Raw genomic sequence first — 24,719 nt, 5'->3', positions numbered from 1 at the left:
TTATGGAAACACCCGAGAATGAAAAATACAGAGATAGTATTGCTACCGTAAATAATGAAGGTAAACGTTCTTGGGTGTACCCTAAAAAACCTAATGGTACTTTTTATAAATACAGAACCTACGTAACATATATACTTTTAGCATTTTTATTAAGCGCCCCATTTATTAAAATTAACGGTAATCAATTTTTACTTTTTAATGTTTTTGAAAGAAAGTTTAACATTTTTGGTTTTCCTTTTTGGCCACAAGACTTTCATTTGGTTGTAATATCTATGATAATTGCAGTAGTATTTATTACCTTATTTACTGTAGTATTTGGAAGAATTTTTTGCGGTTGGATTTGCCCTCAAACTATTTTTATGGAAATGGTTTTTAGAAAAATAGAATATTGGATTGAAGGTGATCGAAACAAACAAATTAAGTTAGACAAACAACCTTGGAATGCTGAAAAAATTAGAAAACGAATTTTTAAATGGAGCATCTTCTTTATTATTTCTTTTGGTATAGCAAATGTATTTTTAGCCTATTTAATTGGTAGTGATGAACTGCTAAGATATGTTGAAAATGGACCTCAAAATCATAGCAATACATTTATATCTTTATTAATATTTACCGGTGTTTTTTATTTTGTTTTTGCTTGGTTTAGAGAACAAGTATGCATTATTGCTTGCCCATACGGAAGATTACAAGGTGTTTTATTAGACAATCAATCTGTAGTTGTAGCTTATGACTACAAACGAGGCGAAAAAGAAGCTGGAAGAGCTAAATTTAGGAAAAATGAAGATAGAGCCACCACTGGTAAAGGAGACTGTATTGATTGTAAACAATGTGTATTTGTTTGCCCTACTGGAATTGATATAAGAAACGGAACTCAACTAGAATGTGTAAACTGCACAGCTTGTATAGATGAATGTGATACCATAATGGATAAAGTTGGCCTTCCTAAAGGTTTAATTAGATATGCTAGTATCGATAATATTGAAAAAAAATCTCCATTTAAGTTAAATACCAGAATGAAAGGATATACTGCAGTATTATTTATTCTAATAGGTGTTTTAGTAGGAATGCTTTTTTTAAGAAATGATGTTGAAGCACGTATTTTAAGATTACCCGGACAATTATATCAGCATAAAGAAAATGGTATCATAAGCAATGCATATTCTTACAAAATAATTAATAAAACAGTTGATAATATTGATAATGTATATTATGAATTGTTATCACACAAAGGAAAAATAGAAACAGTAACGTATCAAAATTTTACAGTTCCAAAACAAGATATGGCAGAAGGCTCATTGTTTATTGAATTGCACCAATCGCAATTAACAAAAGATAAAGTAACCGTTAAAATTGGTGTTTTTAGTAACGGTAAATTAATAGAAACCACTACTACCAACTTTTTGGGACCAAGAAATTACCGATAAAATAATTAATTATGAAAACAAATTGGGCTACCGGAATTGTAATAGCTATTATATCATTTATAAGCTTTATACTTTACATGGTTATTACTATGATTACCAATCAACAATACGATCATGATTTAGTAACAGAAAAATATTATCAACAAGAATTAACCTACCAGCAAAACATTGATGCTAAAAAAAATTACGAGAGTTTAGATGAAAAAATTAATATTCTCAATACTGAAAACGGTTTAAAAATAGCTTTTCCTAAAAGCTTTACTCCAGAAAAAATTAAGGGAAAAGTGTTCCTATACAGACCATCTAATAAAAAGTTAGATTTTGAAATTCCTATTTCAATAACTAAACCATATTTGCTCGTGCCTGAGAAAAACTTATTAGGTGGTCGTTGGAACATTGAAATTAGCTTCACATACCAAAACACACCCTATTTAACAATTAAAGAAATTAATTACTAAACATGTTAGCTTCAGGTTTCTTATTGGGTTTATTAGGGAGTTTACATTGTATTGGCATGTGCGGCCCCATAGCACTTATGTTACCTGTAGATAGAAATAATAAGGCTAAACAAACATTACAAATTTTAAGTTATCATTTAGGAAGAATTATAGCCTACAGTATCATCGGATTGTTATTTGGAGTTTTAGGCAAAGGGTTTAAGCTACTTGGTTTTCAACAACAAATATCAATAATTATGGGTATTTTAATGATATTAGCTATTACTCTTCCTTCTATATTTAAAAAATTCACGAGTTATAACCCATTTACTAAATGGATTATTAGAATAAAATCCTTGTTAGGCCAAGAACTAAAAAACAAAAGAAACGATACTTTTTTTACCATAGGTTTTTTAAACGGATTTTTACCTTGTGGTTTGGTTTATATGGCTCTTTTAGGAGCCATAGCAATGCACAATATTACCTATGGTAGTTTGTATATGATGTTATTTGGAGCAGGGACCGTTCCGTTAATGACCGGCGTAATATATTTAGGAAATTTTACATCGTTAAATTTTAGAAACAACATTCAAAAAATTATACCCATTGTAGTAGTAATTATTGGTTTGTTATTTATTGTAAGAGGGCTAGGTTTGGGAATTCCCTATATATCAACCAGCAACACGATATCAATTACAACTGATACTATAAAAGGATGCCATTAGGCATCCTTTACTTTTTTTTGTTATTACCCAAAACTAATAACAAAACGGTACTAACAAGAACAACACAAACTACAGCAAAAACAGCAATCATTATTGCTCCATTAGACCATGATACAGCTGGTGGACTTATTAATTTCATGATTTCTAATTTCTTCAAATATAGCAGCATTCTAAATCGTATTAAATGATATTCATCATGTTGATTTACAATAGTTATCGTAAATTTATAGTATAACTTTTTAAAACTATTATCATGAAAAAAATAATCGTCCCAGTAGATTTTTCAGAACATTCAGAATACGCATTACAAACAGCAGCATCTATAGCTAAAAAACAAAATTCAGAAATTATTGTTGTTCATATGCTAGAGCTTTCCAACGCTATCATTACACAAAAACAAAGTTATGCTATGGAAGAAGCTGCTTTTTATTTAAAATTAGCTGAAAAAAAGTTTCAAGATTTTTTAAATCAAGAGTTTTTATCTGATTTAACCGTAACTCCAATCATAAAACATTATAAAATTTTTAGTGAGCTTAATGACTTAGCAAAAGAAGAAGGAGCTGACCTAATAGTAATGGGATCTCAAGGCGCTAGTGGATTAAAAGAAATTTTTATTGGTTCAAACACAGAAAAGGTGGTTCGAAATTCATCTGTACCTGTATTAGTTACCAAAGGAAAAGCAGTTGTATCTGATTTAAAAAATGCTGTTTTCGGTTGTGATTTTTCTGATGATGACATTGTACCGTATCAAAACGCAAAAAACTTACTAAAAAAGTTAAACTGCAACTTACAATTATTACATATTAACACTCCTTATGGTAAGTTTAAAACCACAAAAGAAATGAAAGAAAAAGTTGCTAAGTTTTTAACCAAAGCCAATGAGAGCGAGCTAACTTTTAAAGATGTTGCCTATGTTTCTGATTATACAGTAGAAAATGGTATTTTAGAATATGCTCATGATCAAGACATCGACTTAATTGTGTTAGCTACTCACGGCAGAAAAGGACTAGCACATTTCTTTGAAGGTAGTATCTCAGAAGACATCGCAAACCACTCAGATATTCCTGTATTAACATTTAAGATCTAAAACATCAAAAAGGAGGCTTTTGCCTCCTTTTTTCAACTAAAACTAATTTAAAAAACCATTAATTTAACTGTGCTAATAAATATTGAATTAAATCGGTAGTTGTTACTATTCCAACTAACACCTCATTATCTACCACAGGCAACGCATGAAATTCTCTAGAAGCTAAAATATCAGCAACCTCTCTAACTGTTGCAGTACTAGATACAGTTACAACATTTTTTGTCATAACTTGCTCTATAGTAAACAAGCTATTTACCACAGTTCCTACTTCTAACTCAACCTCCTCTATATTTTCAGCATAACTAACACGCATCAAATCTGTATGACTTAACATACCAATAATCATATCACCACTTACCACTGGTATATGTCTGATGCTATAATTTTTAAATAAAGCTTCGGCAGCTGTTAGGTCATCGTTAAAATTTAAGGTGATTAAATTTTTAGTCATTATTGATGAAATTGGAGTTCTTTTTTTCATAAGTATCTGTTTTTACAACTATTCAAATATCACCATAAAAAACAGGTAAATACATGATTTTTATCATATTAAAAAACATTTTCATTATGTACATTTGATAAAATCCAAAAACCTTAAGATTATGACAACTTTAACAACTAATTGGAACAAAAAAGAATTACATACTTATCTTTTTATTTATTGTATGAATGCAGATTTTATAGAAAAAAGCGATGAACTTACTCTTATTAAAAATAAAATTGATGATGCAACATATGTAAAAATGCATACTGAATATGAAAAAGACAACGATTTTGAGAGTATTCAAAAAATTCAATCAGCATTTTCTGAGCACAAATATTCTAAAGAACAAATGCTTACTATTTTTAATGAAATAAAGCTATTATTCTTATCTGATGGAAGTTACAATATTCTAGAACGTAACCTAATGTTGGGGTTAAAAAGACTCTTACTATAGCATCGAAAAAAAACTTTATTTTTTTTTAAAAAAATATTTGCCAGTATCTAAAATCGTTATATATTTGCCACGCTTTTGAAAGCAATAGCCGATATAGCTCAGCTGGCTAGAGCAGCTGATTTGTAATCAGCAGGTCGTGGGTTCGAGTCCCTCTATCGGCTCAAAATAATTTAAGACATCAGAAATGATGTCTTTTTTTATGCACTAATTTTTCTAAATTTGTTACGATAACTAAAAAATGACAAACGTGTTTATAATTGGAATTGCAGGAGGTACTGGAAGTGGTAAAACAACCGTTGTTAACCAAATTATTAATGAGCTACCGCCCGACGAGGTGTGTGTAATATCACAAGACTCATATTACAAACAAACCGACAGTTTAACATACAACGAAAGAGCAAAAATTAATTTCGATCACCCAAGAGCAATCGACTTTGATCTTTTAGTTAAACATTTAAAAGCCCTTAAAGAAGGGGAAATCATTGAACAACCTGTATATTCTTTTGTTACACACAACAGAACAAAAGACACTATTAAAACCCATCCAAGAAACGTAGTTATTGTTGAGGGAATTTTAATTTTTAACAGTAAAGAATTAAGAAAACTTTGTGACATTAAAGTTTTTGTTCATGCAGATGCAGACGAGCGTTTAATAAGAAGAATTCGCAGAGACATTACAGAACGAGGTAGAGATGTTGATGAAGTTTTAAGTAGGTATCAAGACACCCTAAAACCAATGCATCAAGAATTTATTGAACCTACTAAAAATTTCGCAGATATTATAATCCCTAACGACAGATACAACACTGTTGCCATTGATATAGTTAGAACCGTAATTAGCGAACGTTTGTAACCATGAAATTAAAAAAACTTCTAAACAAACCTGCTTTTAAAATAGCCACCAATATTTACCTATTAATTTTAACAGGTTTTGTTATTTGGATGCTTTTTTTTGATGAAAATTCGTACCTTACCCATAGAGAGTTTAATAAAGAAATTAACGAACTCGAAACTTGGATTGAGTACCACAAAAATAAAATTGCTACAGACAAAGAAACCATTAAAAAACTTCAAGACTCTATAGAGCTAGAACGCTATGCTAGAGAAAAGTATTTAATGAAAAAAGAAAACGAAGATATTTTTATTATTGAATTTGACACCTTAAAAAAATAATGAGCAACTATTTATTTGATGAATTTGAAAAAATTTCTGCAAAACAGTGGAAACAAAAAATTCAGGTAGATTTAAAAGGAGCCGATTACAACGAAACATTATTGAGTACAACCAATGATGGTATAACAATCAAACCTTTTTATACTAAAGAAGATAGAACAAACACCACTATAAAACTACCTAACAAAAGCTACGCTACATGTGAAAGTATTTTTATAGACGATGAAATAGTTGCCAATAAATTAGCAGTAGATGCTCTTCAAAGAGGAGCTAACGCTATTGAATTTAAAGCAGAAAGTAGTTTCAATATCGAAATAATTTTAGCTAACATCGATATAAGCAAAAACACTATCTACTTTAAGCTTTCTTTTTTAGATGATAGCTTTATTAATCAAATTCATAAGCTTTGTAATTCAGAAAATGTTTTCTACAATGTAGACATAATCGGAAACTTAGCTAGTACGGGTAATTGGTTTTACAACCTAAATAAAGATCATGATCTTTTAAAAAACATTGCAAAAACAACTCCAAACAGCTTAAGTATTAACGCTAACATCTATCAAAACGCAGGAGCTAACATACCGCAACAACTAGCTTACACTCTAGCTCATGCAAACGAATATTTAAATTACTTTGGCGAAGATATTGCTTCTAAAATTCATTTTAATTTTGCTGTAGGAAGTAATTATTTCTTTGAAATTGCCAAATTAAGAGCTTTTAGAGTTTTATGGCAAGCACTTCTTAATGAATACAAAATTAGCAATGCAACTCCACATATAGTAGCTCAACCAAGTTTACGAAATAAAACATTATACGATTACAATGTAAATATGCTTAGAACCACCTCAGAGTGCATGAGTGCAATTTTAGGTGGAGCCAACACAGTACTTAATATTTCATATGATGAAATTTTCCACAAGTCTAATGAGTTTGGTGAAAGAATATCTAGAAACCAACTATTGATTTTACAGGAAGAAAGCGAAATGGTAAACGCTCACACCATAGCAAACGGAACTTATTACATAGAAGCGTTAACCGACCAGCTATCAGAAAAAGCGTTAGAAATTTTCAAATTAATTGAACAAGGAGGAGGCTTTTTAAAACAATTAAAAGAAGGAATTATCCAAAGAAAAATAAGTGAATCTGCCACAAAAGAACAAGAACAATTTGATGCTAGTGAATTGGTTTTATTAGGAACCAATAAAATCCAAAATCAAAATGACACTATGAAAAATGATTTAGAATTATTTCCTTTTGTAAAACCAAGAGCTGAAAAAACATTAATTCAACCAATCATTCAAAAAAGACTTGCTGAAAAGCTTGAACAACAACGACTAGGACATGAATAAATTTTTTCTTTTTTTTGCTTTTATTTTCATTCACAAGTTGAGCTTTTCTCAGCATGAGTCTATTTATAGTTTCAGTGATAATTCTTATGATAACTTCATCGAAGAAATGGTAAACACTTTCGAAGATTTAATTTGTGATTATTATCATATTGAAAAAGATTCATCACAAAAAGCCTATGAATTATACCTTGAAGAACTATCAAAAGAAAAGGTTAATTTCCCTACTCTTTTAACTGAGCTTTCTTCAGACAAATCCTTACAGCTACTCAGAAAATCTCATGACAAACTTGATGATTATGTTTGGATCAAAAGTTTCAACGATAAACACAAGCTTTCTTATTTAAGTTTTAGAGCTTTCACATCAGAGGAGCTAAAAAAATTCGAAGACATAGAATTTTACGAAAAATACATTAGTAAAATCATGGAGAAAGACTTCGTTTACATCATAAATTATAAAGAAGAATTTTCAGATAAAATCATATCTCATTGCAACAACAATAATATAAAAGATTTTATCCTAACTTTTAGAGAAAGTTATAACAACGATCCTCTTCTAATTGCTCCACTGCTAAATTTAAAAGAGCATGATTTCAAAAATCAAGCTATAAAAACATTTATTGCATTTGAATTATTCTACGCATGTTTAAATTCACACATCCAAAATGAATAGGAAAGACGTATCTAATATAAAGGTTGATAAAAATCAAGATAACAACATCAAAAACTTCCTTCACGAAGATTTTGTTGCAGGTATTGCTCCAAACCTACGCGGCCCTTACTCCACTATGTATGTAAGAAGACCATGGACAATTAGACAATACGCTGGTTTTTCTACCGCAGAAGAAAGCAACGCTTTTTACAGAAGAAACTTAGCTGCAGGACAAAAAGGACTATCCGTAGCTTTTGATTTAGCAACTCACAGAGGCTATGACTCAGATCATGATCGTGTTCAAGGTGATGTTGGTAAAGCTGGTGTAGCTATTGATTCTGTTGAAGACATGAAGGTGTTGTTTGACCAAATTCCGCTGGATAAAATGTCTGTTTCCATGACTATGAACGGGGCAGTACTACCAATTTTAGCATTTTACATCATAGCAGCTGAAGAACAAGGGGTTGCTCCTGAATTGTTATCAGGAACTATTCAAAATGACATCTTAAAGGAATTTATGGTGCGTAACACTTATATTTACCCACCAACTCCTTCTATGAAAATTATTGCTGATATTTTTGAGTACACCAGTAATAATATGCCAAAATTTAACTCAATCTCAATTTCTGGCTACCATATGCAAGAAGCTGGCGCTACTCCAGAAATTGAATTAGCTTACACATTAGCAGACGGTTTAGAATATATTAAAACCGGATTAGCTGCAGGTATGGATATCGACTCGTTTGCTCCTCGCCTATCATTTTTCTGGGCGATAGGAATGAATCACTTTAAAGAAATTGCAAAAATGCGTGCCGGAAGGATGCTTTGGGCTAAACTAGTTAAGCAATTCAACCCTAAAAACCCAAAATCACTAGCATTAAGAACGCATTGCCAAACAAGTGGTTGGAGTTTAACGGAACAAGACCCATTTAACAACGTAGCCAGAACTACAATTGAAGCTATGGCCGCAGCATTTGGTGGTACTCAAAGTTTACATACAAATGCATTAGATGAAGCAATTGCTTTGCCTACAGATTTTTCTGCCAGAATTGCAAGAAATACTCAAATCTACTTACAACAAGAAACACAAATTACAAAAACAGTCGATCCGTGGGCAGGTAGTTATTATGTAGAGCAATTAACAGAAGATATTGCATATAAAGCTTGGGAATTAATTCAAGAAGTAGATGAATTAGGCGGAATGACCAAAGCTATTGAAAAGGGCATTCCAAAAATGAGAATTGAAGAAGCCGCAGCTATTAAACAAGCTAGAATTGATAGCGGACAAGATGTTATTGTTGGTGTTAACAAGTATCAATTAGCGCAAGAAGATCCATTACACATTTTAGAAGTTGACAATGAAGCCGTAAGACAATCTCAAATTGCTCGTTTAAATGATTTAAAACAAAAACGAAATCAAATTAACGTTAATAAGGCTTTAGCAGAATTAACCAACTGTGCTAAAACTGGTAAGGGTAATTTATTAGATTTAGCCGTTAAAGCTGCAAGAAACAGAGCTACTTTAGGTGAAATTTCCGATGCTTTAGAAGCTGAATTTGGCAGACACAAAGCTGTTCATAAAACAATTTCTGGTGTGTATAGTAAAGAAATAAAAGATGATTCTCTATTTAAAAAAGCTAGTGAGCTAGCAGATAAATTTGCAGAATTAGAAGGTAGAAGACCTCGTATTATGATTGCTAAACTTGGTCAAGACGGACATGATAGAGGTGCAAAAGTTGTTGCAACGGGTTATGCTGATTTAGGGTTTGATGTAGATGTAGGTCCATTATTTCAAACTCCAAAAGAGGCTGCCAAACAAGCAATAGAAAATGATGTACACATTTTAGGTATTTCCTCTTTAGCTGCGGGACACAAAACATTAGTTCCACAAGTTATAGCAGAACTAAAAGAATACGGACGAGAAGACATTATGGTAATTGTAGGCGGAGTAATACCTGCTCAAGACTATCAGTTTTTATTTGATGCTGGCGCTGTTGGCGTTTTTGGTCCAGGAACTAAAATTGCACAAGCTGCCATAGACATGCTTGATATTTTAATTGATAGTACAGAAGAAGAATAAACATGAAAATAAAATTCATCAATAGAAAAACAGGAGAATTAGAAACTGAAACCCCACCAGGTGAAGGTTTTTTAAAGTTTCTATATAACAATCCGTTTGGTAGAATTACTATTTTACCAATGGTTAAAAGAAAGTTTTTATCTACTTACTACGGTAACTTGATGAATAAACCAAACTCTACAAAAAAAATAGACAGTTTTGTTAAGCAGCTTGGCATTGATATGACTGAAGCTGTTAAGCCAGTAAATGAATACACGTCATTTAACGATTTTTTTTACAGAAAATTAAAACCTGAAGCTCGAGAGATTGAGAATGGAATTGTTTCACCTGGAGACGGAAAGTTACTTGCTTTTGAGAGTATTGATGCTGTTCATGATTTTTATATAAAAGGAAGAAAGTTTACACTAAAAGAATTTTTAGCAGATAATAAACTAGCTGAACAATATAAAAATGCCGCCATGATTATTCTCCGTTTAGCTCCTAATGATTATCACAGGTATCATTTTCCTTACAATGGAACACCATCTGAATCGAAAAAAATAAAAGGTCACTATTTATCTGTTTCTCCATACGCCCTTATCAAAAACTTCACCAAGGTTTTTTGTGAAAATAAGCGTGAATACTGCATTTTGTCTACTGAAGATAAAGGCGACATACTTTTAGCTCCTGTTGGCGCTACCATGGTTGGTAGTATTATTTCTACATACAAAGCAGAAGAACCTGTAAAAAAAGGAGATGAAATGGGGTATTTTGCTTTTGGTGGATCGACAATTGTTATGTTGGTTGATAAAAACAAAATAAGCATTGACAAAGATTTACTAGAAAACACTAAAAACAAGCTTGAAACTTTTGTTAAAATGGGAGAAAAAATTGCTGAATAATTCTTTTTAACCACAATATATTTTTTGATAATTTTAACTTAGTCTAAACACTAAAAAAGAGTTGAATTTAAACTGTTTTTACTTATTGTTTACGTAAATTTGCGAAGTTTTGTTCGAGCGCAATCACAACTTTACCTAACAAGTGATTATAACTATACAAAAATTACATTTTTACTACTAGTGAGTGTGCTTTTACAACAGAAATTTACATCAAATGAAAAAAGTTTTAAATACACTCTACTCTACCAAATTAATGGCTGTTTTATTTTTCGTTTTTGCAATAGCTATGGGAGTAGCTACCTTTATCGAAAATGATTTTGGAACTCAAACAGCAAAAAAACTAGTTTACAATACCTGGTGGTTTGAATTAATTATGGTATTTTTTGTTATCAATTTTTTTGGTAATATTTTTAGATACAAACTTTATAAAAAAGAAAAATGGACAGTTTTCATGTTCCATATTGCTTTTTTATTCATCATAATTGGAGCAGGAATCACAAGATATATTGGCTTTGAAGGTATGATGATTATTGATGAAGGGGAAACAACAAACACTTTTTTATCAGATACCAACTATTTAAATGTAATTATTGACAATAGCGAATTTCAAAAAGAAACCAATAACAAACTTCTATTATCTGCATGGGGAACAAATAATGTTTCATTTACAGAAACTTTCCAACCAACAAAAGACGAAGCTCCTAATGTTATAGACTTTAAATTAGTTGATTATATTCCGTGGGCAGAAAAGAAAATGGTATTAGATGAAAACGGAACCGAACACTTATTTTTTGTAGAAAGTAGTGAAGGCACAAGGCATGAACACTATATTAAAAAAGGCACATTACAAAATATTCACAATATTCTTGTTGGTTTTGATGCTCCAGATAAAAATGCTACCATTAACTTTTTTTATGAAAATGGTAATTTAAAAGTTACTACCAAAGCAGACGGTGATTGGCTAAGAATGGCTGATCAAAAAAGAGGAACTATAGTTAAAGATAGTGCTTTTAACTTTCAATACCTAACATTACATAATGTTGGCGGATTACAGTTTGTTGTGCCTAAACCTGCTGAAAAAGGAGAGATTAAAACAGTCAGAGGTCGAAAAGACAATAAAAAATTTGATGTTGTTGTTTTTGATATTAGCACAAACGGAGAAACTAAAAGAATAGAATTTACAGGCGGTCAATTTAACACTGATGGTAAAAAAGAATTTAGTGTTGGTGGTTTAAATTTTAGAGCCTGGTACGGAGCTAAACAATTACAAACTCCATTTAGTGTTAAACTGAATGATTTTCAATTAGAAAAATATCCAGGCTCTGAAAGCGCTGCAGCGTATGCTAGTGAAATAACAGTTATTGATACTGATGAAACCTTTGATTATAGAATTTACATGAATCATATTTTGGACTATAAAGGTTATAAATTTTTCCAATCTAGTTATAAAAATGAAGGCCAAGCTGTAGAGCAAACCCATTTATCTGTTAATCATGACTTTTGGGGTATGTTTGTTACCTATTTTGGGTACTCATTACTATACACTGGATTAATTTCGATGCTTTTTGCTAAAAATACACGTTTTGACGATTTAAAAAAGAAGCTTAAAAAAATCAGAAATAAAAAAAATAAAGCTGCATTATCTTTAGTTGCATTCTTTTTCTTTGGCTTTACTTATGCTCAAGATCATGATCACTCAGATCACGATGGACATAACCATGAAAATCATGCACAACAACAGGCACCAGAAAATCATAATAAACATAAAGTAATACAATTAACAAATCAGCAAATAGACAGTATTCTTTCTGCTGATATTATTGATGAATCTCATGCTAATGAATTTAGCAAATTAGTAATTCAAGATGTTGGTGGTAGAATGAAACCCGCCCATACTTTTGCTTCAGAATTGGTTAGGAAAGTAGCTCATGATAATTCATTTAAAAACATGAGCCCTAGTCAGGTTTTATTGTCAATGACTCAGAATTCACGTCTTTGGTTTGATGTCCCTTTCATTTACCTTGGTGATAAAGGAAACAAAGAAATAAGAAAGTTATTAGGTGTTGAAGAAAATGCTAAATATGGAAAGTTTTCTGATTTTTTAACTCCAACAGGAGAATATAAAATAAAAGAACAAGTTTCTGAAGCTCAAAAATCAAGAATTCAAAATAAATTTGAAAAAGATCTTTTAAAGGTTGACAAAAGAATTGGTTTAATGTGGGCTGCTTTAAGTGGTAGTATTTTAAAAATATATCCGGTTCCAAATGACGAAAACAATAAATGGGTTTCACACCCTGAACTTTTTGATGCTAAGTTTACTGGAGAAGATGCTAAAATGCTTCCAAGATTACTTCCTACTTATTTACAAACACTAACTTCTGCTCAAAAAACAGGAGATTATTCTAAAGCTAATCAAGTTTTAGATGGTATTAAAAATTTCCAAAGAAAAAATGGAGCTAATGTTATACCTAGTAAAGATAAAGTTGAAACCGAAATTCTATACAACAAACTTAGTATTTTTAAAGCCTTAGCTAAGTATTATAGCATTCTAGGTGTGTTTTTAATCATATTTGTGATATTGCAGATATTTTATTCAAAATCAAAGGTTTTAAATTACCTTACTAAAGGAATTATAGCGTTAATTTTAGTAAGTTTCCTGTATCACACCTTTGGACTAATACTTCGATGGTACATCAGCGGTAATGCACCTTGGAGTAATGCTTATGAAAGTATAATCTACGTAGCTTGGTCTACTATGTTATTTGGTTTATTTATTAATAGAAAATCAGCATTAACAATTGGTGCTGCAACTTTTGTTACATCAATAATATTATCATTCGCTCACATGAATTGGTTAGACCCTGAAATTGCTAACTTACAACCTGTACTTAACTCTTGGTGGCTAATGGTTCACGTATCTATAATTGTTGCTAGCTATGGTCCTTTTTCCCTTGGTATGATTTTAGGTATTGTTACCCTGTTTTTAATGGTTTTTACTAATCATAAAAACAAAAATAAAATGTCTACCAATATTAAAGAACTTACCATTATTAATGAGATGACAGTTGTTGTTGGATTGGTTATGTTTACCGTAGGTAACTTTTTAGGAGGAATGTGGGCAAACGAAAGCTGGGGAAGATATTGGGGTTGGGACCCTAAAGAAACTTGGGCTTTAGTCTCAATAATGATTTATGCTTTTGTGCTTCACATGCGTTTAATTCCTGGCTTAAGAAGTAGATATACCTTTAATTTATGGTCTATTTTAGCTTATGCATCTATTATGATGACCTATTTTGGAGTTAATTTTTACCTATCTGGATTACACTCATATGCAAGTGGTGATAGAGTTATTACACCTTCATCTGTGTATTATTCTATAACTTTTGTTGCTATTTTAGGGACTTTAGCATGGTTTAAACATCAAAAATTTTATAAGTAGTAATCATTTCTAAGATAAAAATGTAATTTTGTCACGCTTAAATAAAGAACATGTTCAATAAAAATATAAAATTAGTTTTAGCAGTTATCATAACTGCATGGTCTGTATACGAATTTAGTCAAGGTCATATTGGTAATGGAATTGCATTATTGTTATTAGCTGGATTATTTGTGTTATTCTATTTTAAAAATGAATTCATTTTGTTAGCTTTTTTACAATTAAGAACTCAAAATTTTGAGGCTGCTAAAAAATGGTTATCATATATTAAAAATCCAGAAACTGCACTTACTATTAAACAACAAGGATATTATAATTACCTACATGGAATTATGTTATCACAAACAAACATTACAAAAGCTGAAAAATTCTTAAAAAAAGCTGTTAACCTAGGTTTATCTATGGATCATGATTTAGCAATGGCTAAACTCCAATTAGCAGGAATAGCTATGACTAAAAGAAGAAAAAGAGAGGCTACTACACTTATGAATGAAGCTAAAAAGTTAGATAAACATGGTATGTTAAAAGATCAAATGGCCATGATGAAGCAACAAATGAAAAAGATTTAAGCACTAACAAATAGCTAAATAAATTGCTTATCATTATTTAATCGTATATTTAACCGATTGAACCGAATAAAATGCTGAGAAAAGTACTTTTAAAAGCTTTAAATAAACATGCATCTCATTGGCTTGTTTTATTTATAGATATTACACTGGTTTGTCTATCATTCATTTTAGCGTATTCTATACGTTTTAATGCTTCGTTTGACTTTAACACCTTTGATTTACTATATCAAATACCATTTATAGCTATTGTATTTTCGATAAGTTTTTGGTTAGTTGGATCAAACAGAGGTATTATTAGACATACTGGTACAAGAGATGCTTTTAATGTATTTTTGGGAGTCACCATGGCTTCTATTGCTATCATGTTAATGGTTGCTTTTAATAACGTTTTTAAAGTATTTCCTTCTTACACAATACCTAAAACTATCATTTTAATACATTACTTCACAACTATTTTTATATTAGTTGTTAGTAGATTTATATTTAAATCAATGTATGAAATTATAACCTCTGAGTTAAATGACATTACTAACGTTATGATTTATGGTGCAGGTGATTCTGGTTTAATTACGTACGGAGCTCTTAACAGGGACACTCAAAATAATTATGAAGTAGTCGGTTTTATTGATGATGATAGCTATAAAATAGGAAAGAAAATAGATCGAATTAAAATTTACAGTAGAAAACAAATAACCAAAGAGTTTGTTCAGCGTAAAAATATTAAAGAGATCATTCTTTCTATTCAAAATATTAAATCTGAAAGGTTACTTTATCTTACTGATCAATTAATAGAACTTGGAGTTCAGCCAAAAATTGTACCACCATTTTCAAAGTGGATTGGTGGTGATTTTGAAGCGAATCAAATTAAACAAGTTAAGATTGAAGATCTGCTTGACCGAGAACCTATTATAATTGACAACCCTATTATTAAAAGGGACGTTACTGATAAAATAATATTAGTTACCGGTGCTGCTGGATCTATAGGTAGTGAAATATCAAGACAAGTAAGTAACTACAAGCATAAACTACTTATTTTAATAGATCAAGCAGAATCTCCATTGTATGAATTACAACAAGAATTACTTAGAAAAGGAGTAAAAAACTTTATATCAATAGTTAGTGACATTCGTGACTACGAAAGAATGGAACAGATATTTCTAAAATATCAACCTAATAAAGTGTACCACGCTGCTGCTTACAAACATGTTCCTTTGATGGAAAGTAATCCTTATGAGGCTGTTAAAATAAATATTGGAGGCACAAAAAATATAGCAAATTTATCTGTAAAGAATAATGTAGAACGTTTTGTTATGGTATCTACGGATAAAGCTGTTAACCCAACTAACGTCATGGGGGCAACCAAACGTGTTGCTGAAATGTATATTAGTTGTTTAAGTAAGGAAAATCATAACACTAAATTTACAACAACTAGGTTTGGAAACGTTTTAGGGTCTAATGGTTCTGTAATTCCGTTGTTCAAGAAACAGATCGAAAATGGCGGGCCATTAACAGTAACTCATAAAGATATTACTAGGTATTTTATGACAATTCCGGAAGCTTGTCAATTAGTACTTGAAGCTGGTACCATGGGTAAAGGTGGTGAAATCTATATTTTTGACATGGGTAAATCAGTTAAAATATTTGAAATCGCCAAAAGAATGATTCAGCTTTCTGGGCTAAGCTATCCAGATGATATTGACATTAAAATCACAGGTTTAAGACCCGGTGAGAAACTTTACGAAGAATTACTTGCTAATGGTGAAAATACCACTCCTACTTACCATGAAAAAATAATGATTGCAAAAACACAAGAAATTGATTTTAGTAACGTTAAAACTGAAATTGAAAACTTGTGTGTTAACAATAATCAAATTGACAATTTAAATACCGTAAAACTTATTAAAAAAATAGTACCTGAATTTAAATCCAACAACTCAGTTTACGAAAAGCTTGATGGAAAAATTTTAAATTAATTTACTACTTTCGCCCAAAATTTATATTCATGCAATATTTTAAAAAAATTGTTTTATTTTTTTTGACATTCCAACTAATGAGTTGTGTATCAAAAAAAAACATTGTTTACTTTCAAAATGATAATATTAATCAGTCTGAAGTATCGAACTCGTATAAAACTATTTTTAAACCTGATGATTTATTACAAATCACAGTTACTGCAATTGATTTAGAAGCTGTTAAAGCATTTAACCTTCCTGCTGTAAATTATGCAACAGCTACAAACAATGCAATTGGAACACCCCAACAACAATCTTACTTAGTTGATAATGATGGTTATATTGATTTCCCAGTTATTGGTAAAATAAAAATAGCAGGTCTAACAAGAGAAGAAGCCATACAGTTATTAAGAAATAAATTAGATCCTGATTATGTTAAAAGTCCTACCATTAATATCAGAATATCTAATTTTAAAGTAACCGTTTTGGGTGATGTACAAAGTCCTGGGACATTTACTATTCCTAATGAGAGAATTACAATTTTAGAAGCAATTGGTCTTGCCAGAGATTTAAACATTACTGGTGTTAGAAAAGACGTGTATGTAATTCGAGAAATTGATAATAAGAAGATAGAATTTAAAGTAGATTTATTATCTAAAGAATTATTTACATCTCCAATATATTATTTGCAACAAAATGATATGGTTTATATTCAACCAAATAGATCATCATCACAAGATGCTGCTTATAACAGAAATACTGGACTTTTTGTATCAATAGGTTCAATAATTGTATCACTAATTGCCGTATTAACTAGATAATATAAATGGATAATCAGAAAATATATTCACAACAAATTGAGGATAACGACGCTATCAATATCAGAGCTGAATTAGAAAAATATATCATCCATTGGAAATGGTTTTTAATGGGGGTAATTATCGCTTTAGTCGGAGCCTTTTTATATTTAAGATATTCTACACCTAAATATACTGCTTCAACGACTATCTTAATAAAAGATGATAAAAAATCTGGGATTTCTGCAGAATTGGAGGCTTTTAAAGATTTAGGTATAATAGGTGGTAGTTCAAATAATATTGATAATGAAATTGAAATATTAAAATCTAGAAAAATAACAAACGATGTTATTCGTAATTTAAATCTTAATATTCAATATATAACTGAAGGTAGATTAAAAAATTCAGAATTATACCGTATTTCACCTATCAAGATCACAGTTACAGACTCTATATTAGAAAACTTAGAGGAAGCAATACAATTAACTGTTACTAAAATTAATAATAACTCTTTTAATTTTACTATAGAACAAGAAGAACTTTTAATAGAGAAAAATAATCTAAATTTTGGAGAAAGCTTTCAAACAGAAGTAACTGGAGCTATTATAATTAATAAAACATCATTTTTTAATGATGAAACTGATAACATAATTTTCATTAATATTCTTCCAATTAATAATACTATAGATAATTGTATTAAAACATTATCAGTATCACCTATTAATAAAAATTCAAGTGTTTTAAAACTATCATATACTTCTGCTGTAAAAGAAGAAGCTGAAGATATTTTAAATGAAATTGTTGCTCAATACAACAAAGATGCTATTGAAGATAAAAATCAAGTCTCTGAGAAAACGAATGATTTTATTAAAGACAGACTTGAAAATATTGGAAAGGAATTAGCTAGGGTAGATGATAAGGTTAAAAGTTTTAAGAATAGAAATAACATTACAGATATTCAATCTGAAGCAAAATTATTTTTAGAAACTAGTGCTTTAAACAGACAAAAATTAATTGATGCCAATACACAATTAAGCTTAGTTAAATCATTAAATAAAGAATTATCTCAAAATGGCTTATTACCATCTAACTTAGGACTAGAAGATCCAAATATTGCTAAATCAATAGCAGAATATAATGGACTCTTATTAAGAAAAAATAGATTATTAAAAAGTGCAGGTGAGAAAAACACGGTTGTTATTGAACTTCAAGAAAATATAAATAATATTAAATACGCTCTTAAGAATAGTTTAAATAATCAACAAAAATCACTTGAGATTACAGTAAACACCCTACAAAGAGAAGCAGGGAGATTTAACAATCAAATATCATCTATACCAACTAAAGAAAGAGAGTTTTTAGATATTGCCAGACAGCAAGAAATTATTGCTGGTTTATATTCTTATTTATTAAAAAAGAAAGAAGAAACAGCCATATCTTTGGCTGTCACTGTGCCTAATGCTAAAATAATCGATAAAGCATATGCTTCAGATATTCCTGTATCTCCTAAAAAGAAAATCATCCTTTTGGCTTCATTATTATTAGGTTTAATTATACCTTTTATAATAATTTACATTAGAGATTTATTAGACACTAAAGTTCACACTAAAAGAGATATTGAAGAAGCAACAAACATTCCATTCTTAGGAGATGTTCCTCATTCTGAAATTAAAGAAAAAATTGTTGTAAATACAGACGCTAGATCAAGTACTGCAGAGGCATTCAGGCTACTGAGAACAAACCTAGATTTCATGCTTTCAAGTGTTAATCATGAAAAAGGAAAAACAATATTTATCACCTCTACAACTAGTGGAGAAGGTAAGTCTTTTATATCAATAAACTTAGCAGCTACATTGGCATTATCAGGTAAAAAAGTAATCCTAATTGGAATGGATTTAAGAGCTCCTAAAGTAACAGAGTACTTGGGAATTCCTGATAGAAAAGGTATAACTAACTTTATTACTAATGATAATATAACTCTTAATGACTTGAAATTTAGAGTTCCTGAATTGAAAGATTTAGATATTATAGCTTCAGGTGCAATTCCGCCAAACCCAGCTGAATTAATGATGACATCTAAAGTTAACGATATGTTTAACGAATTAAGAGAAGAGTATGATTATATTATGGTAGATACCGCACCTGTAAATTTGGTTACGGATACTTTATTGATTTCAAAATACTCTGACGTTTTCTTATACGTTACTAGGGCTAATTATCTAGACAAACGAATGTTAATTGTACCGCAAACTTTGTATAAAGATAATAAACTACCAAACATGTCAATTGTTTTAAATGATACAGATATGGCGAGAGGTTATGGTTATGGTTATGGATACGGTTATGGATATGGTTATGGCAATGTGGCCACAGACAATACACCGTGGTATAAAAAAATATTTAAATAAAAAAAAGGAGCAAATTTGCTCCTTTTTTATTGTTTAAACTTACTATTGTTACCTATCAATTTGTCGATATTCTTTTTAACTTTTACTGTCCCTAAACTTTTTAAAAGTTTTAAATGATTATGATGATGAGTGTCTGTACCTACAAAATCATATAAATTATTTTTTAATAATTTATCGGCAGTTTTTTTAACGCCTTTCCCGTATTGCTCTGTTAAAGAAAGAAGGTTCAATTGAAATAAACACCCTGCTTTTTTTAATTTATAATAGCTTTCAAAATTGTTATGATAAAAATTATAACGCTCCGGATGAGCTAAAACAGGTTTGTATCCTTTTAATTGAATCTCAAACAAAATATCATATAAATTAAAAGGAGCATTAAAATAAGACATTTCAACTAAAATAAAATTATCTTTTAATGTAAGTATATCATCATTTTTAAGTAGCGCTACAAATTGTTCATCCATCATATATTCAGCAGCAGCAGAAATATTAATATCATTTAATCCGTTATTTATTAGAGCTTGTTGAACTTCTTTTAATTTTTCTTTAATTAAAGAGGAAGAATTAGGGTAAACATCTCCTAAAACATGTGGAGTTGTTATAAAATTTTTAATTCCGTAGCTGGACATTTTGCGTATTAATTCTACTGAATGATTTAAATCTTTTGCACCATCATCTATACCGGGAAGTAAATGCGAATGAATATCTACAAAAGTATCAGTAAATAATTCTGTTAAAGGGATTTCTTTTTTTTTCAAAAAAAACATACTTCTACTATTTAAGGTCAAATTTAAGTTAATAATTTCAAAAAAAACATCAAATTATATACCAAAAGCACAACGAAAACGATTGAGTTTTTACTAGGTATTGTGTATACAAAAATGAACAATTATATTTGATAAAGACAACAAACAAACTATGATTTTAATAGCCGATGGTGGATCCACTAAAGCAGATTGGATTGCTTTAGACCATAATAAGAGTGAAGTATTTAGAGTACGAACATTAGGATTAAATCCTGCTGTTGTTCCACAAGAAGAACTTAAAAACAGAATTATCAATATGTTTCAACTCATAAATATTAAAGATGATGTGACAGAAGTACATTTTTATGGAGCTGGTTGTGGTACTCCTAAACCTGTAGCTATTTTTAAAGAAGTTTTAAAAGAAGTGTTTATAAATGCAGAAATAAATATAGCAGAAGATATGCTAGCTGCTGTTTATGCAGCCTCTGGAAAATCTCCTGCAGTAGTTTGTATTTTAGGTACTGGTTCTAATAGTTGCTATTTTGATGGTGAAAAATTACATATGAAAGTTGCATCATTAGGGTATACATTGATGGATGAAGCTAGTGGTAATTATTTTGGAAAGCAATTAATTAGAGATTATTTTTATAATAAAATGCCTAAAAAAATTTCAGAAAGTTTCAGCAAACAATTTAATTTAGATCCAGATACTATAAAAGAGAATTTATATAGAATGCCTAATCCTAATATGTATTTAGCTTCTTTTGCTAGATTCATGTTTGAATTTAAAGAAGAAAAATATATAAAGAAAACTATTAAAAAAGGGTTTCAAGAGTTTTTTAAATATAGAATATTACCTTACGGAAAAACAAAAGAAACCCCTATTTATTTTATCGGATCAATTGCACATTATTTTAATGATACTTTAGAAAAAGTTGCCAATAAGCATAATTTAGAAATCACAGGTGTTATACAAAGACCTATTGATAATTTATTAGCATATCATAAAGAAAACATCAATTAATATAATTTAATATACGCTCAAGAGCCATTCCTCTTGAGCCTTTTATTAAAATTGTTGAATTACGATATTTCTCAATATTAAAAGAACTTATAAAGTCTTCAAAAAACTCGTACCTTTCATTAGCATCTGTATTAAAGAATTGTTTACCTATAAATATGGCATGCAAACCTTTATCGCGTGCTAAATTTACAATGCTTTGATGCTCATATTCACTATCGGTTCCTAACTCAAACATATCTCCTAAAATAGCTATTTTAGAAACATCATTTAACAAGCTTAAATTATCTAATGCTGCGTTCATAGAAGATGGATTAGCGTTGTAAGCATCTAATATGATTTTTAAATCATTTTTCTCTATTATTTGAGATCTATTATTAGTTGGTGAATAACTTTGAATAGCATTAATTATTTGATCTTTTTCTACATTAAAATAATTCCCTATTGTTATTGCTGCAGCAATATTATTATAGTTGTAACTTCCTATAAGTTTACTTTGTAAAATAGTATTATTAAAAGATAATTTAACATATGGGTTAGCCTCTAAGAAACTAATAGATTCATTAAATGGGATTCGTTTAGCATTTCTAGTTTTGGCTACTTGTATTTTATCATCTGGATTAATAAAAACTGACTTATTATTTTCAATTAAAAAATCATATAACTCAGATTTACCTTTAATAACTCCTTCAACAGATCCAAAACCTTCTAAATGTGCTTTACCAAAATTAGTAATATAACCAAAATCAGGTTCTACAATAGATGATAAGAAAGCAATTTCATTTTGGTGGTTAGCCCCCATTTCAACAATAGCTATTTCCGTATCTAATCTAATACTGAGAAGAGTTAAAGGTACTCCAATATGATTATTAAGGTTCCCTTTTGTTGCAACAGTTTTATATTTTTTAGATAAAACAGCATTTATAAGCTCTTTAGTTGTTGTTTTACCATTACTACCAGTTAAAGCTATAAAAGGAATATTTAATTGATTTCTGTGATAGTTAGCTAATTCTTGCAATGTATTTAAAACATTATCTACTAAAATACACTTATTATTAACTTTAAACTTTTTTTCATCAATAATAACATAACTAGCACCTTTATCAAGAGCTTGCTCAGCAAACTCATTACCATTAAAATTAGCTCCTTTTAGTGCAAAAAAAAGAGAATTTTTTCTGATATTTCTAGTATCTGTGTCCACTTTATACTCTTGCGCATAAAGTGTGTATAAATCATCTATCTTCATAGAGTAAAAATAAAAAACCTCGTTTTAAAAAACGAGGTTTTATTATAATATGATTAAAAATTCAGCTTATTGCTTTGCATATCTTGGTGTAGCTGTTCTTTTTGCATTTTTCATCATTGGACCTACTTTATCAGTAGCACATCTAAATCCAATATAGTTTGTTGAAATATACTCAGGGAAATACCTTCTTTGAGCTGGGTCTAACCAGTACTCTCTATCTGCCCATGATCCACCTTTGTAAACTCTTGTCTTGTTACTAATAAGTGTAGTTCTTTTCTTTTTATCGTATTCAAACTGATTAACTACATTACCTAAAGAATCTAATTCTTTTTCAGGTTTAACAGGAGAGTTATACATCCTTGGTGCAGTTTCAATTTGTTCTTTATCGTAATCAAAGAACTTAGAAGATCTTTGATCTCCATCATTTAAATCAGAGTTATCAGCAACTACATAATTTCTTCTCATGAAGGTATCATCTCTTGTAATTGGAATGTATTTAACGCTTCCTGGTAAACCTTTTGGCATTACATTTCCATTAACCAAAGTATCATACTCAACTTGTCCATCTGCCAAAATAACTACTTTACCATCTTCATTAATCATTTTCTTAGTGAAGATATTACCTCTAAAATAATTGAAATCATTAGCTTCTGAATCAATTATTGGTCTGTAAACATCAGCTACCCATTCAGATACGTTACCTGACATATCATATAAACCAAAAGCATTTGGCGGGTAACTTTTAATCTTATTAGGAATATCAGCCATATCACTACTCCAACCTGCAATTCCACTATAATTTCCTTTACCTTGCTTAAAGTTGGTCATTTGATCACCACGCTTAGCCCTTGTTTTGTTTCTGGTATATTTACCTGACCAAGCATATTTTTTTCTTCCTCGAATATTGTTATACTCTCTATTTTCAAATAATGATTTTGCGGCATACTCCCACTCTGCTTCTGTTGGTAGTCTAAATTTTTGAGAAAGAATACCATCTGAAGAAGTTACTTGTCTTCCAGTAAAACCATTTTTTGTAGGTTTTGGATCATTTTTTTTACGTGGTACAGGAATACCTTTTTTATAAATTGAAGAATCACCATCAAACAACGCATAAGGATCTGTTAAATAAGCATCGGTATCGAAGTTATTTTTACCTTTAAATTCAATTGAATCTTCTTTAAAAATGTTAGTAATAACACCTTTATCCATTAATATTTTTAAGTTTACTGCATTCGTTCTCCATTTACAGTATTCGTTAGCTTGTAACCAACTAACACCAACTACAGGGTAATCTGCATATGCTGGATGTCTTAAATAGTTTTCTGATAATAAATTTGTATTACCTAAACCTTTTCTCCAAACTAAGGTATCTGGTAAAACAGACTCATAAATATGTTTGTAAGCTGGTTCTTCAGGTGGGAATACATCTTTGGTATATTGTAAAAACATACCATACTCTGAGTTGGTTACCTCAGCTTCATCCATGTAAAATGAACGAACGTGCATTTGTTTTGGTGTTGTATTCCAATCAAACATTACGTCATCTTGAACTAACCCCATGGTAAATGTACCACCTTCTATATGTACCATACCAGGAGGTACGCTACCATCTTTAAACTTCCCTTTTATGTAACCTCCATAATTAGGGTCATTAAAATTCCATCCTGTTAAGTTAGATGTGCTAGAGCCTCCGCTTCTTCTTGGACTATTACAAGAAGTCAATACTACACCAGCGAGGATTAAATAACTAAATAACTTTACCGTACTTTTCATGTATTTTTTATTATTTAAAGGGAGTGGC

At 30.1% G+C, this 24,719-nt stretch carries 22 protein-coding genes and 1 tRNA gene; 18 read left to right on the top strand and 5 right to left on the bottom strand.

Annotated features, from left to right (window positions below; all coding sequences use genetic code 11):
• Window positions 1–2: 2 nt before the first annotated feature.
• Genes ccoG through ACFQ1U_RS13155 form a run of 3 tightly spaced genes read left to right on the top strand, consistent with a single transcriptional unit; the run spans window position 3 to window position 2,586 of the window.
• Complete coding sequence (gene ccoG / locus ACFQ1U_RS13165) at window positions 3–1,424, top strand: cytochrome c oxidase accessory protein CcoG (RefSeq protein ID WP_386109147.1); 1,422 nt, start codon at window positions 3–5, stop codon at window positions 1,422–1,424.
• 11 nt (window positions 1,425–1,435) lie between these two features.
• The gene (locus tag ACFQ1U_RS13160) at window positions 1,436–1,882 is read left to right on the top strand and encodes a FixH family protein (RefSeq protein WP_386109145.1); all 447 of its coding nucleotides are present in this window, start codon (window positions 1,436–1,438) and stop codon (window positions 1,880–1,882) included.
• A 2-nt stretch (window positions 1,883–1,884) separates the two neighbouring features.
• Complete coding sequence (locus ACFQ1U_RS13155; protein ID WP_386109143.1) at window positions 1,885–2,586, top strand: sulfite exporter TauE/SafE family protein; 702 nt, start codon at window positions 1,885–1,887, stop codon at window positions 2,584–2,586.
• 7 nt (window positions 2,587–2,593) lie between these two features.
• Here the strand turns inward: ACFQ1U_RS13155 and ACFQ1U_RS13150 are convergent, their stop codons facing one another.
• Window positions 2,594–2,725 carry a hypothetical protein gene (locus tag ACFQ1U_RS13150; RefSeq protein WP_386109141.1) on the bottom strand — a complete coding sequence of 44 codons (132 nt, stop codon included), beginning with the start codon at window positions 2,723–2,725 and terminating at the stop codon, window positions 2,594–2,596.
• 114 nt (window positions 2,726–2,839) lie between these two features.
• Between ACFQ1U_RS13150 and ACFQ1U_RS13145 the strand changes: the two genes are divergently transcribed.
• Window positions 2,840–3,673: a universal stress protein gene (locus ACFQ1U_RS13145; protein ID WP_386109139.1), complete on the top strand. Its 834-nt coding sequence runs from the start codon at window positions 2,840–2,842 to the stop codon at window positions 3,671–3,673.
• 58 nt (window positions 3,674–3,731) lie between these two features.
• On the opposite strand, the gene ACFQ1U_RS13140 is transcribed toward ACFQ1U_RS13145, so the two are convergent.
• Complete coding sequence (locus ACFQ1U_RS13140) at window positions 3,732–4,154, bottom strand: CBS domain-containing protein (RefSeq protein WP_386109137.1); 423 nt, start codon at window positions 4,152–4,154, stop codon at window positions 3,732–3,734.
• A 121-nt stretch (window positions 4,155–4,275) separates the two neighbouring features.
• Here ACFQ1U_RS13140 and ACFQ1U_RS13135 point away from each other — a divergent pair, with 121 nt between their 5' ends.
• From ACFQ1U_RS13135 to ACFQ1U_RS13075, 13 genes are all read left to right on the top strand, one after another.
• Window positions 4,276–4,611 carry a hypothetical protein gene (locus ACFQ1U_RS13135; protein ID WP_386109135.1) on the top strand — a complete coding sequence of 112 codons (336 nt, stop codon included), beginning with the start codon at window positions 4,276–4,278 and terminating at the stop codon, window positions 4,609–4,611.
• Between the two features lie 87 nt (window positions 4,612–4,698).
• A tRNA-Thr gene (locus ACFQ1U_RS13130) sits at window positions 4,699–4,772 on the top strand.
• An 86-nt stretch (window positions 4,773–4,858) separates the two neighbouring features.
• Window positions 4,859–5,464 (top strand): uridine kinase, encoded by a 606-nt coding sequence (gene udk, locus ACFQ1U_RS13125; RefSeq protein WP_386109305.1) that lies wholly within the window; start codon window positions 4,859–4,861, stop codon window positions 5,462–5,464.
• 2 nt (window positions 5,465–5,466) lie between these two features.
• Window positions 5,467–5,784, top strand: coding sequence for an FtsB family cell division protein (locus ACFQ1U_RS13120; RefSeq protein ID WP_386109133.1), 318 nt, complete (start codon window positions 5,467–5,469; stop codon window positions 5,782–5,784).
• A complete protein-coding gene (locus ACFQ1U_RS13115) occupies window positions 5,784–7,133 on the top strand; it encodes a methylmalonyl-CoA mutase subunit beta (protein WP_386109131.1) in 1,350 nt (449 codons plus the stop codon). The genes ACFQ1U_RS13120 and ACFQ1U_RS13115 overlap by 1 nt, the downstream gene beginning before the upstream one ends.
• Window positions 7,134–7,239: 106 nt before the next feature.
• Complete coding sequence (locus ACFQ1U_RS13110; protein WP_386109129.1) at window positions 7,240–7,803, top strand: hypothetical protein; 564 nt, start codon at window positions 7,240–7,242, stop codon at window positions 7,801–7,803.
• Window positions 7,796–9,862 (top strand): methylmalonyl-CoA mutase, encoded by a 2,067-nt coding sequence (scpA, locus tag ACFQ1U_RS13105; protein WP_386109127.1) that lies wholly within the window; start codon window positions 7,796–7,798, stop codon window positions 9,860–9,862. The genes ACFQ1U_RS13110 and scpA overlap by 8 nt, the downstream gene beginning before the upstream one ends.
• A gap of 2 nt (window positions 9,863–9,864) precedes the next feature.
• Window positions 9,865–10,743 carry a phosphatidylserine decarboxylase gene (locus tag ACFQ1U_RS13100; protein WP_386109125.1) on the top strand — a complete coding sequence of 293 codons (879 nt, stop codon included), beginning with the start codon at window positions 9,865–9,867 and terminating at the stop codon, window positions 10,741–10,743.
• 214 nt (window positions 10,744–10,957) lie between these two features.
• The gene (ccsA, locus tag ACFQ1U_RS13095) at window positions 10,958–14,182 is read left to right on the top strand and encodes a cytochrome c biogenesis protein CcsA (protein ID WP_386109123.1); all 3,225 of its coding nucleotides are present in this window, start codon (window positions 10,958–10,960) and stop codon (window positions 14,180–14,182) included.
• A 50-nt stretch (window positions 14,183–14,232) separates the two neighbouring features.
• Window positions 14,233–14,748 carry a DUF2892 domain-containing protein gene (locus ACFQ1U_RS13090; RefSeq protein WP_386109121.1) on the top strand — a complete coding sequence of 172 codons (516 nt, stop codon included), beginning with the start codon at window positions 14,233–14,235 and terminating at the stop codon, window positions 14,746–14,748.
• Window positions 14,749–14,819: 71 nt separating this feature from the next.
• Window positions 14,820–16,721 (top strand): polysaccharide biosynthesis protein, encoded by a 1,902-nt coding sequence (locus ACFQ1U_RS13085; RefSeq protein ID WP_386109119.1) that lies wholly within the window; start codon window positions 14,820–14,822, stop codon window positions 16,719–16,721.
• Window positions 16,722–16,798: 77 nt separating this feature from the next.
• Window positions 16,799–17,521, top strand: coding sequence for a polysaccharide biosynthesis/export family protein (locus ACFQ1U_RS13080; RefSeq protein ID WP_386109117.1), 723 nt, complete (start codon window positions 16,799–16,801; stop codon window positions 17,519–17,521).
• A 5-nt stretch (window positions 17,522–17,526) separates the two neighbouring features.
• Window positions 17,527–19,905, top strand: coding sequence for a GumC family protein (locus ACFQ1U_RS13075; RefSeq protein ID WP_386109115.1), 2,379 nt, complete (start codon window positions 17,527–17,529; stop codon window positions 19,903–19,905).
• A 26-nt stretch (window positions 19,906–19,931) separates the two neighbouring features.
• On the opposite strand, the gene ACFQ1U_RS13070 is transcribed toward ACFQ1U_RS13075, so the two are convergent.
• On the bottom strand, window positions 19,932–20,672 hold the full coding sequence (locus ACFQ1U_RS13070; protein WP_386109113.1) for a tyrosine-protein phosphatase: 741 nt from the start codon (window positions 20,670–20,672) through the stop codon (window positions 19,932–19,934).
• A gap of 151 nt (window positions 20,673–20,823) precedes the next feature.
• Here ACFQ1U_RS13070 and ACFQ1U_RS13065 point away from each other — a divergent pair, with 151 nt between their 5' ends.
• Window positions 20,824–21,675, top strand: a complete 852-nt coding sequence (locus tag ACFQ1U_RS13065; RefSeq protein WP_386109111.1) for an N-acetylglucosamine kinase — start codon at window positions 20,824–20,826, stop codon at window positions 21,673–21,675.
• On the opposite strand, the gene ACFQ1U_RS13060 is transcribed toward ACFQ1U_RS13065, so the two are convergent.
• Entirely contained in the window at window positions 21,668–22,918 is a 1,251-nt protein-coding gene (locus ACFQ1U_RS13060; RefSeq protein ID WP_386109109.1) for a UDP-N-acetylmuramoyl-tripeptide--D-alanyl-D-alanine ligase, read from the bottom strand. The genes ACFQ1U_RS13065 and ACFQ1U_RS13060 overlap by 8 nt on opposite strands.
• A gap of 66 nt (window positions 22,919–22,984) precedes the next feature.
• Window positions 22,985–24,691 (bottom strand): gliding motility lipoprotein GldJ, encoded by a 1,707-nt coding sequence (gldJ, locus tag ACFQ1U_RS13055; RefSeq protein ID WP_386109107.1) that lies wholly within the window; start codon window positions 24,689–24,691, stop codon window positions 22,985–22,987.
• Window positions 24,692–24,719 lie beyond the last annotated feature (28 nt).

Source organism: Tenacibaculum geojense, from assembly GCF_042676005.1.
Lineage (GTDB): Bacteria > Bacteroidota > Bacteroidia > Flavobacteriales > Flavobacteriaceae > Polaribacter > Polaribacter geojense.
Note: the sequence above shows the minus strand (reverse complement) of the source record. Positions and strands in the feature narration are given on the sequence as shown.

Bases quoted from the DNA above. Each gene is read 5' to 3' on its own strand.
- ACFQ1U_RS13135 (WP_386109135.1), top strand. From the start codon at position 4,276: ATGACAACTTTAACAACTAATTGGAACAAAAAAGAATTACATACTTAT.
- ACFQ1U_RS13090 (WP_386109121.1), top strand. From the start codon at position 14,233: ATGTTCAATAAAAATATAAAATTAGTTTTAGCAGTTATCATAACTGCA.
- ACFQ1U_RS13080 (WP_386109117.1), top strand. From the start codon at position 16,799: ATGAGTTGTGTATCAAAAAAAAACATTGTTTACTTTCAAAATGATAAT.
- ACFQ1U_RS13075 (WP_386109115.1), top strand. From the start codon at position 17,527: ATGGATAATCAGAAAATATATTCACAACAAATTGAGGATAACGACGCT.
- ccoG (WP_386109147.1), top strand. From the start codon at position 3: ATGGAAACACCCGAGAATGAAAAATACAGAGATAGTATTGCTACCGTA.
- gldJ (WP_386109107.1), bottom strand. From the start codon at position 24,691: ATGAAAAGTACGGTAAAGTTATTTAGTTATTTAATCCTCGCTGGTGTA.
- ACFQ1U_RS13110 (WP_386109129.1), top strand. From the start codon at position 7,240: ATGGTAAACACTTTCGAAGATTTAATTTGTGATTATTATCATATTGAA.
- ACFQ1U_RS13085 (WP_386109119.1), top strand. From the start codon at position 14,820: ATGCTGAGAAAAGTACTTTTAAAAGCTTTAAATAAACATGCATCTCAT.
- ccsA (WP_386109123.1), top strand. From the start codon at position 10,958: ATGAAAAAAGTTTTAAATACACTCTACTCTACCAAATTAATGGCTGTT.
- ACFQ1U_RS13120 (WP_386109133.1), top strand. From the start codon at position 5,467: ATGAAATTAAAAAAACTTCTAAACAAACCTGCTTTTAAAATAGCCACC.
- ACFQ1U_RS13065 (WP_386109111.1), top strand. From the start codon at position 20,824: ATGATTTTAATAGCCGATGGTGGATCCACTAAAGCAGATTGGATTGCT.
- scpA (WP_386109127.1), top strand. From the start codon at position 7,796: ATGAATAGGAAAGACGTATCTAATATAAAGGTTGATAAAAATCAAGAT.
- ACFQ1U_RS13145 (WP_386109139.1), top strand. From the start codon at position 2,840: ATGAAAAAAATAATCGTCCCAGTAGATTTTTCAGAACATTCAGAATAC.
- ACFQ1U_RS13115 (WP_386109131.1), top strand. From the start codon at position 5,784: ATGAGCAACTATTTATTTGATGAATTTGAAAAAATTTCTGCAAAACAG.
- ACFQ1U_RS13140 (WP_386109137.1), bottom strand. From the start codon at position 4,154: ATGAAAAAAAGAACTCCAATTTCATCAATAATGACTAAAAATTTAATC.
- ACFQ1U_RS13070 (WP_386109113.1), bottom strand. From the start codon at position 20,672: ATGTTTTTTTTGAAAAAAAAAGAAATCCCTTTAACAGAATTATTTACT.
- ACFQ1U_RS13160 (WP_386109145.1), top strand. From the start codon at position 1,436: ATGAAAACAAATTGGGCTACCGGAATTGTAATAGCTATTATATCATTT.
- ACFQ1U_RS13150 (WP_386109141.1), bottom strand. From the start codon at position 2,725: ATGAAATTAATAAGTCCACCAGCTGTATCATGGTCTAATGGAGCAATA.
- ACFQ1U_RS13100 (WP_386109125.1), top strand. From the start codon at position 9,865: ATGAAAATAAAATTCATCAATAGAAAAACAGGAGAATTAGAAACTGAA.
- ACFQ1U_RS13060 (WP_386109109.1), bottom strand. From the start codon at position 22,918: ATGAAGATAGATGATTTATACACACTTTATGCGCAAGAGTATAAAGTG.
- ACFQ1U_RS13155 (WP_386109143.1), top strand. From the start codon at position 1,885: ATGTTAGCTTCAGGTTTCTTATTGGGTTTATTAGGGAGTTTACATTGT.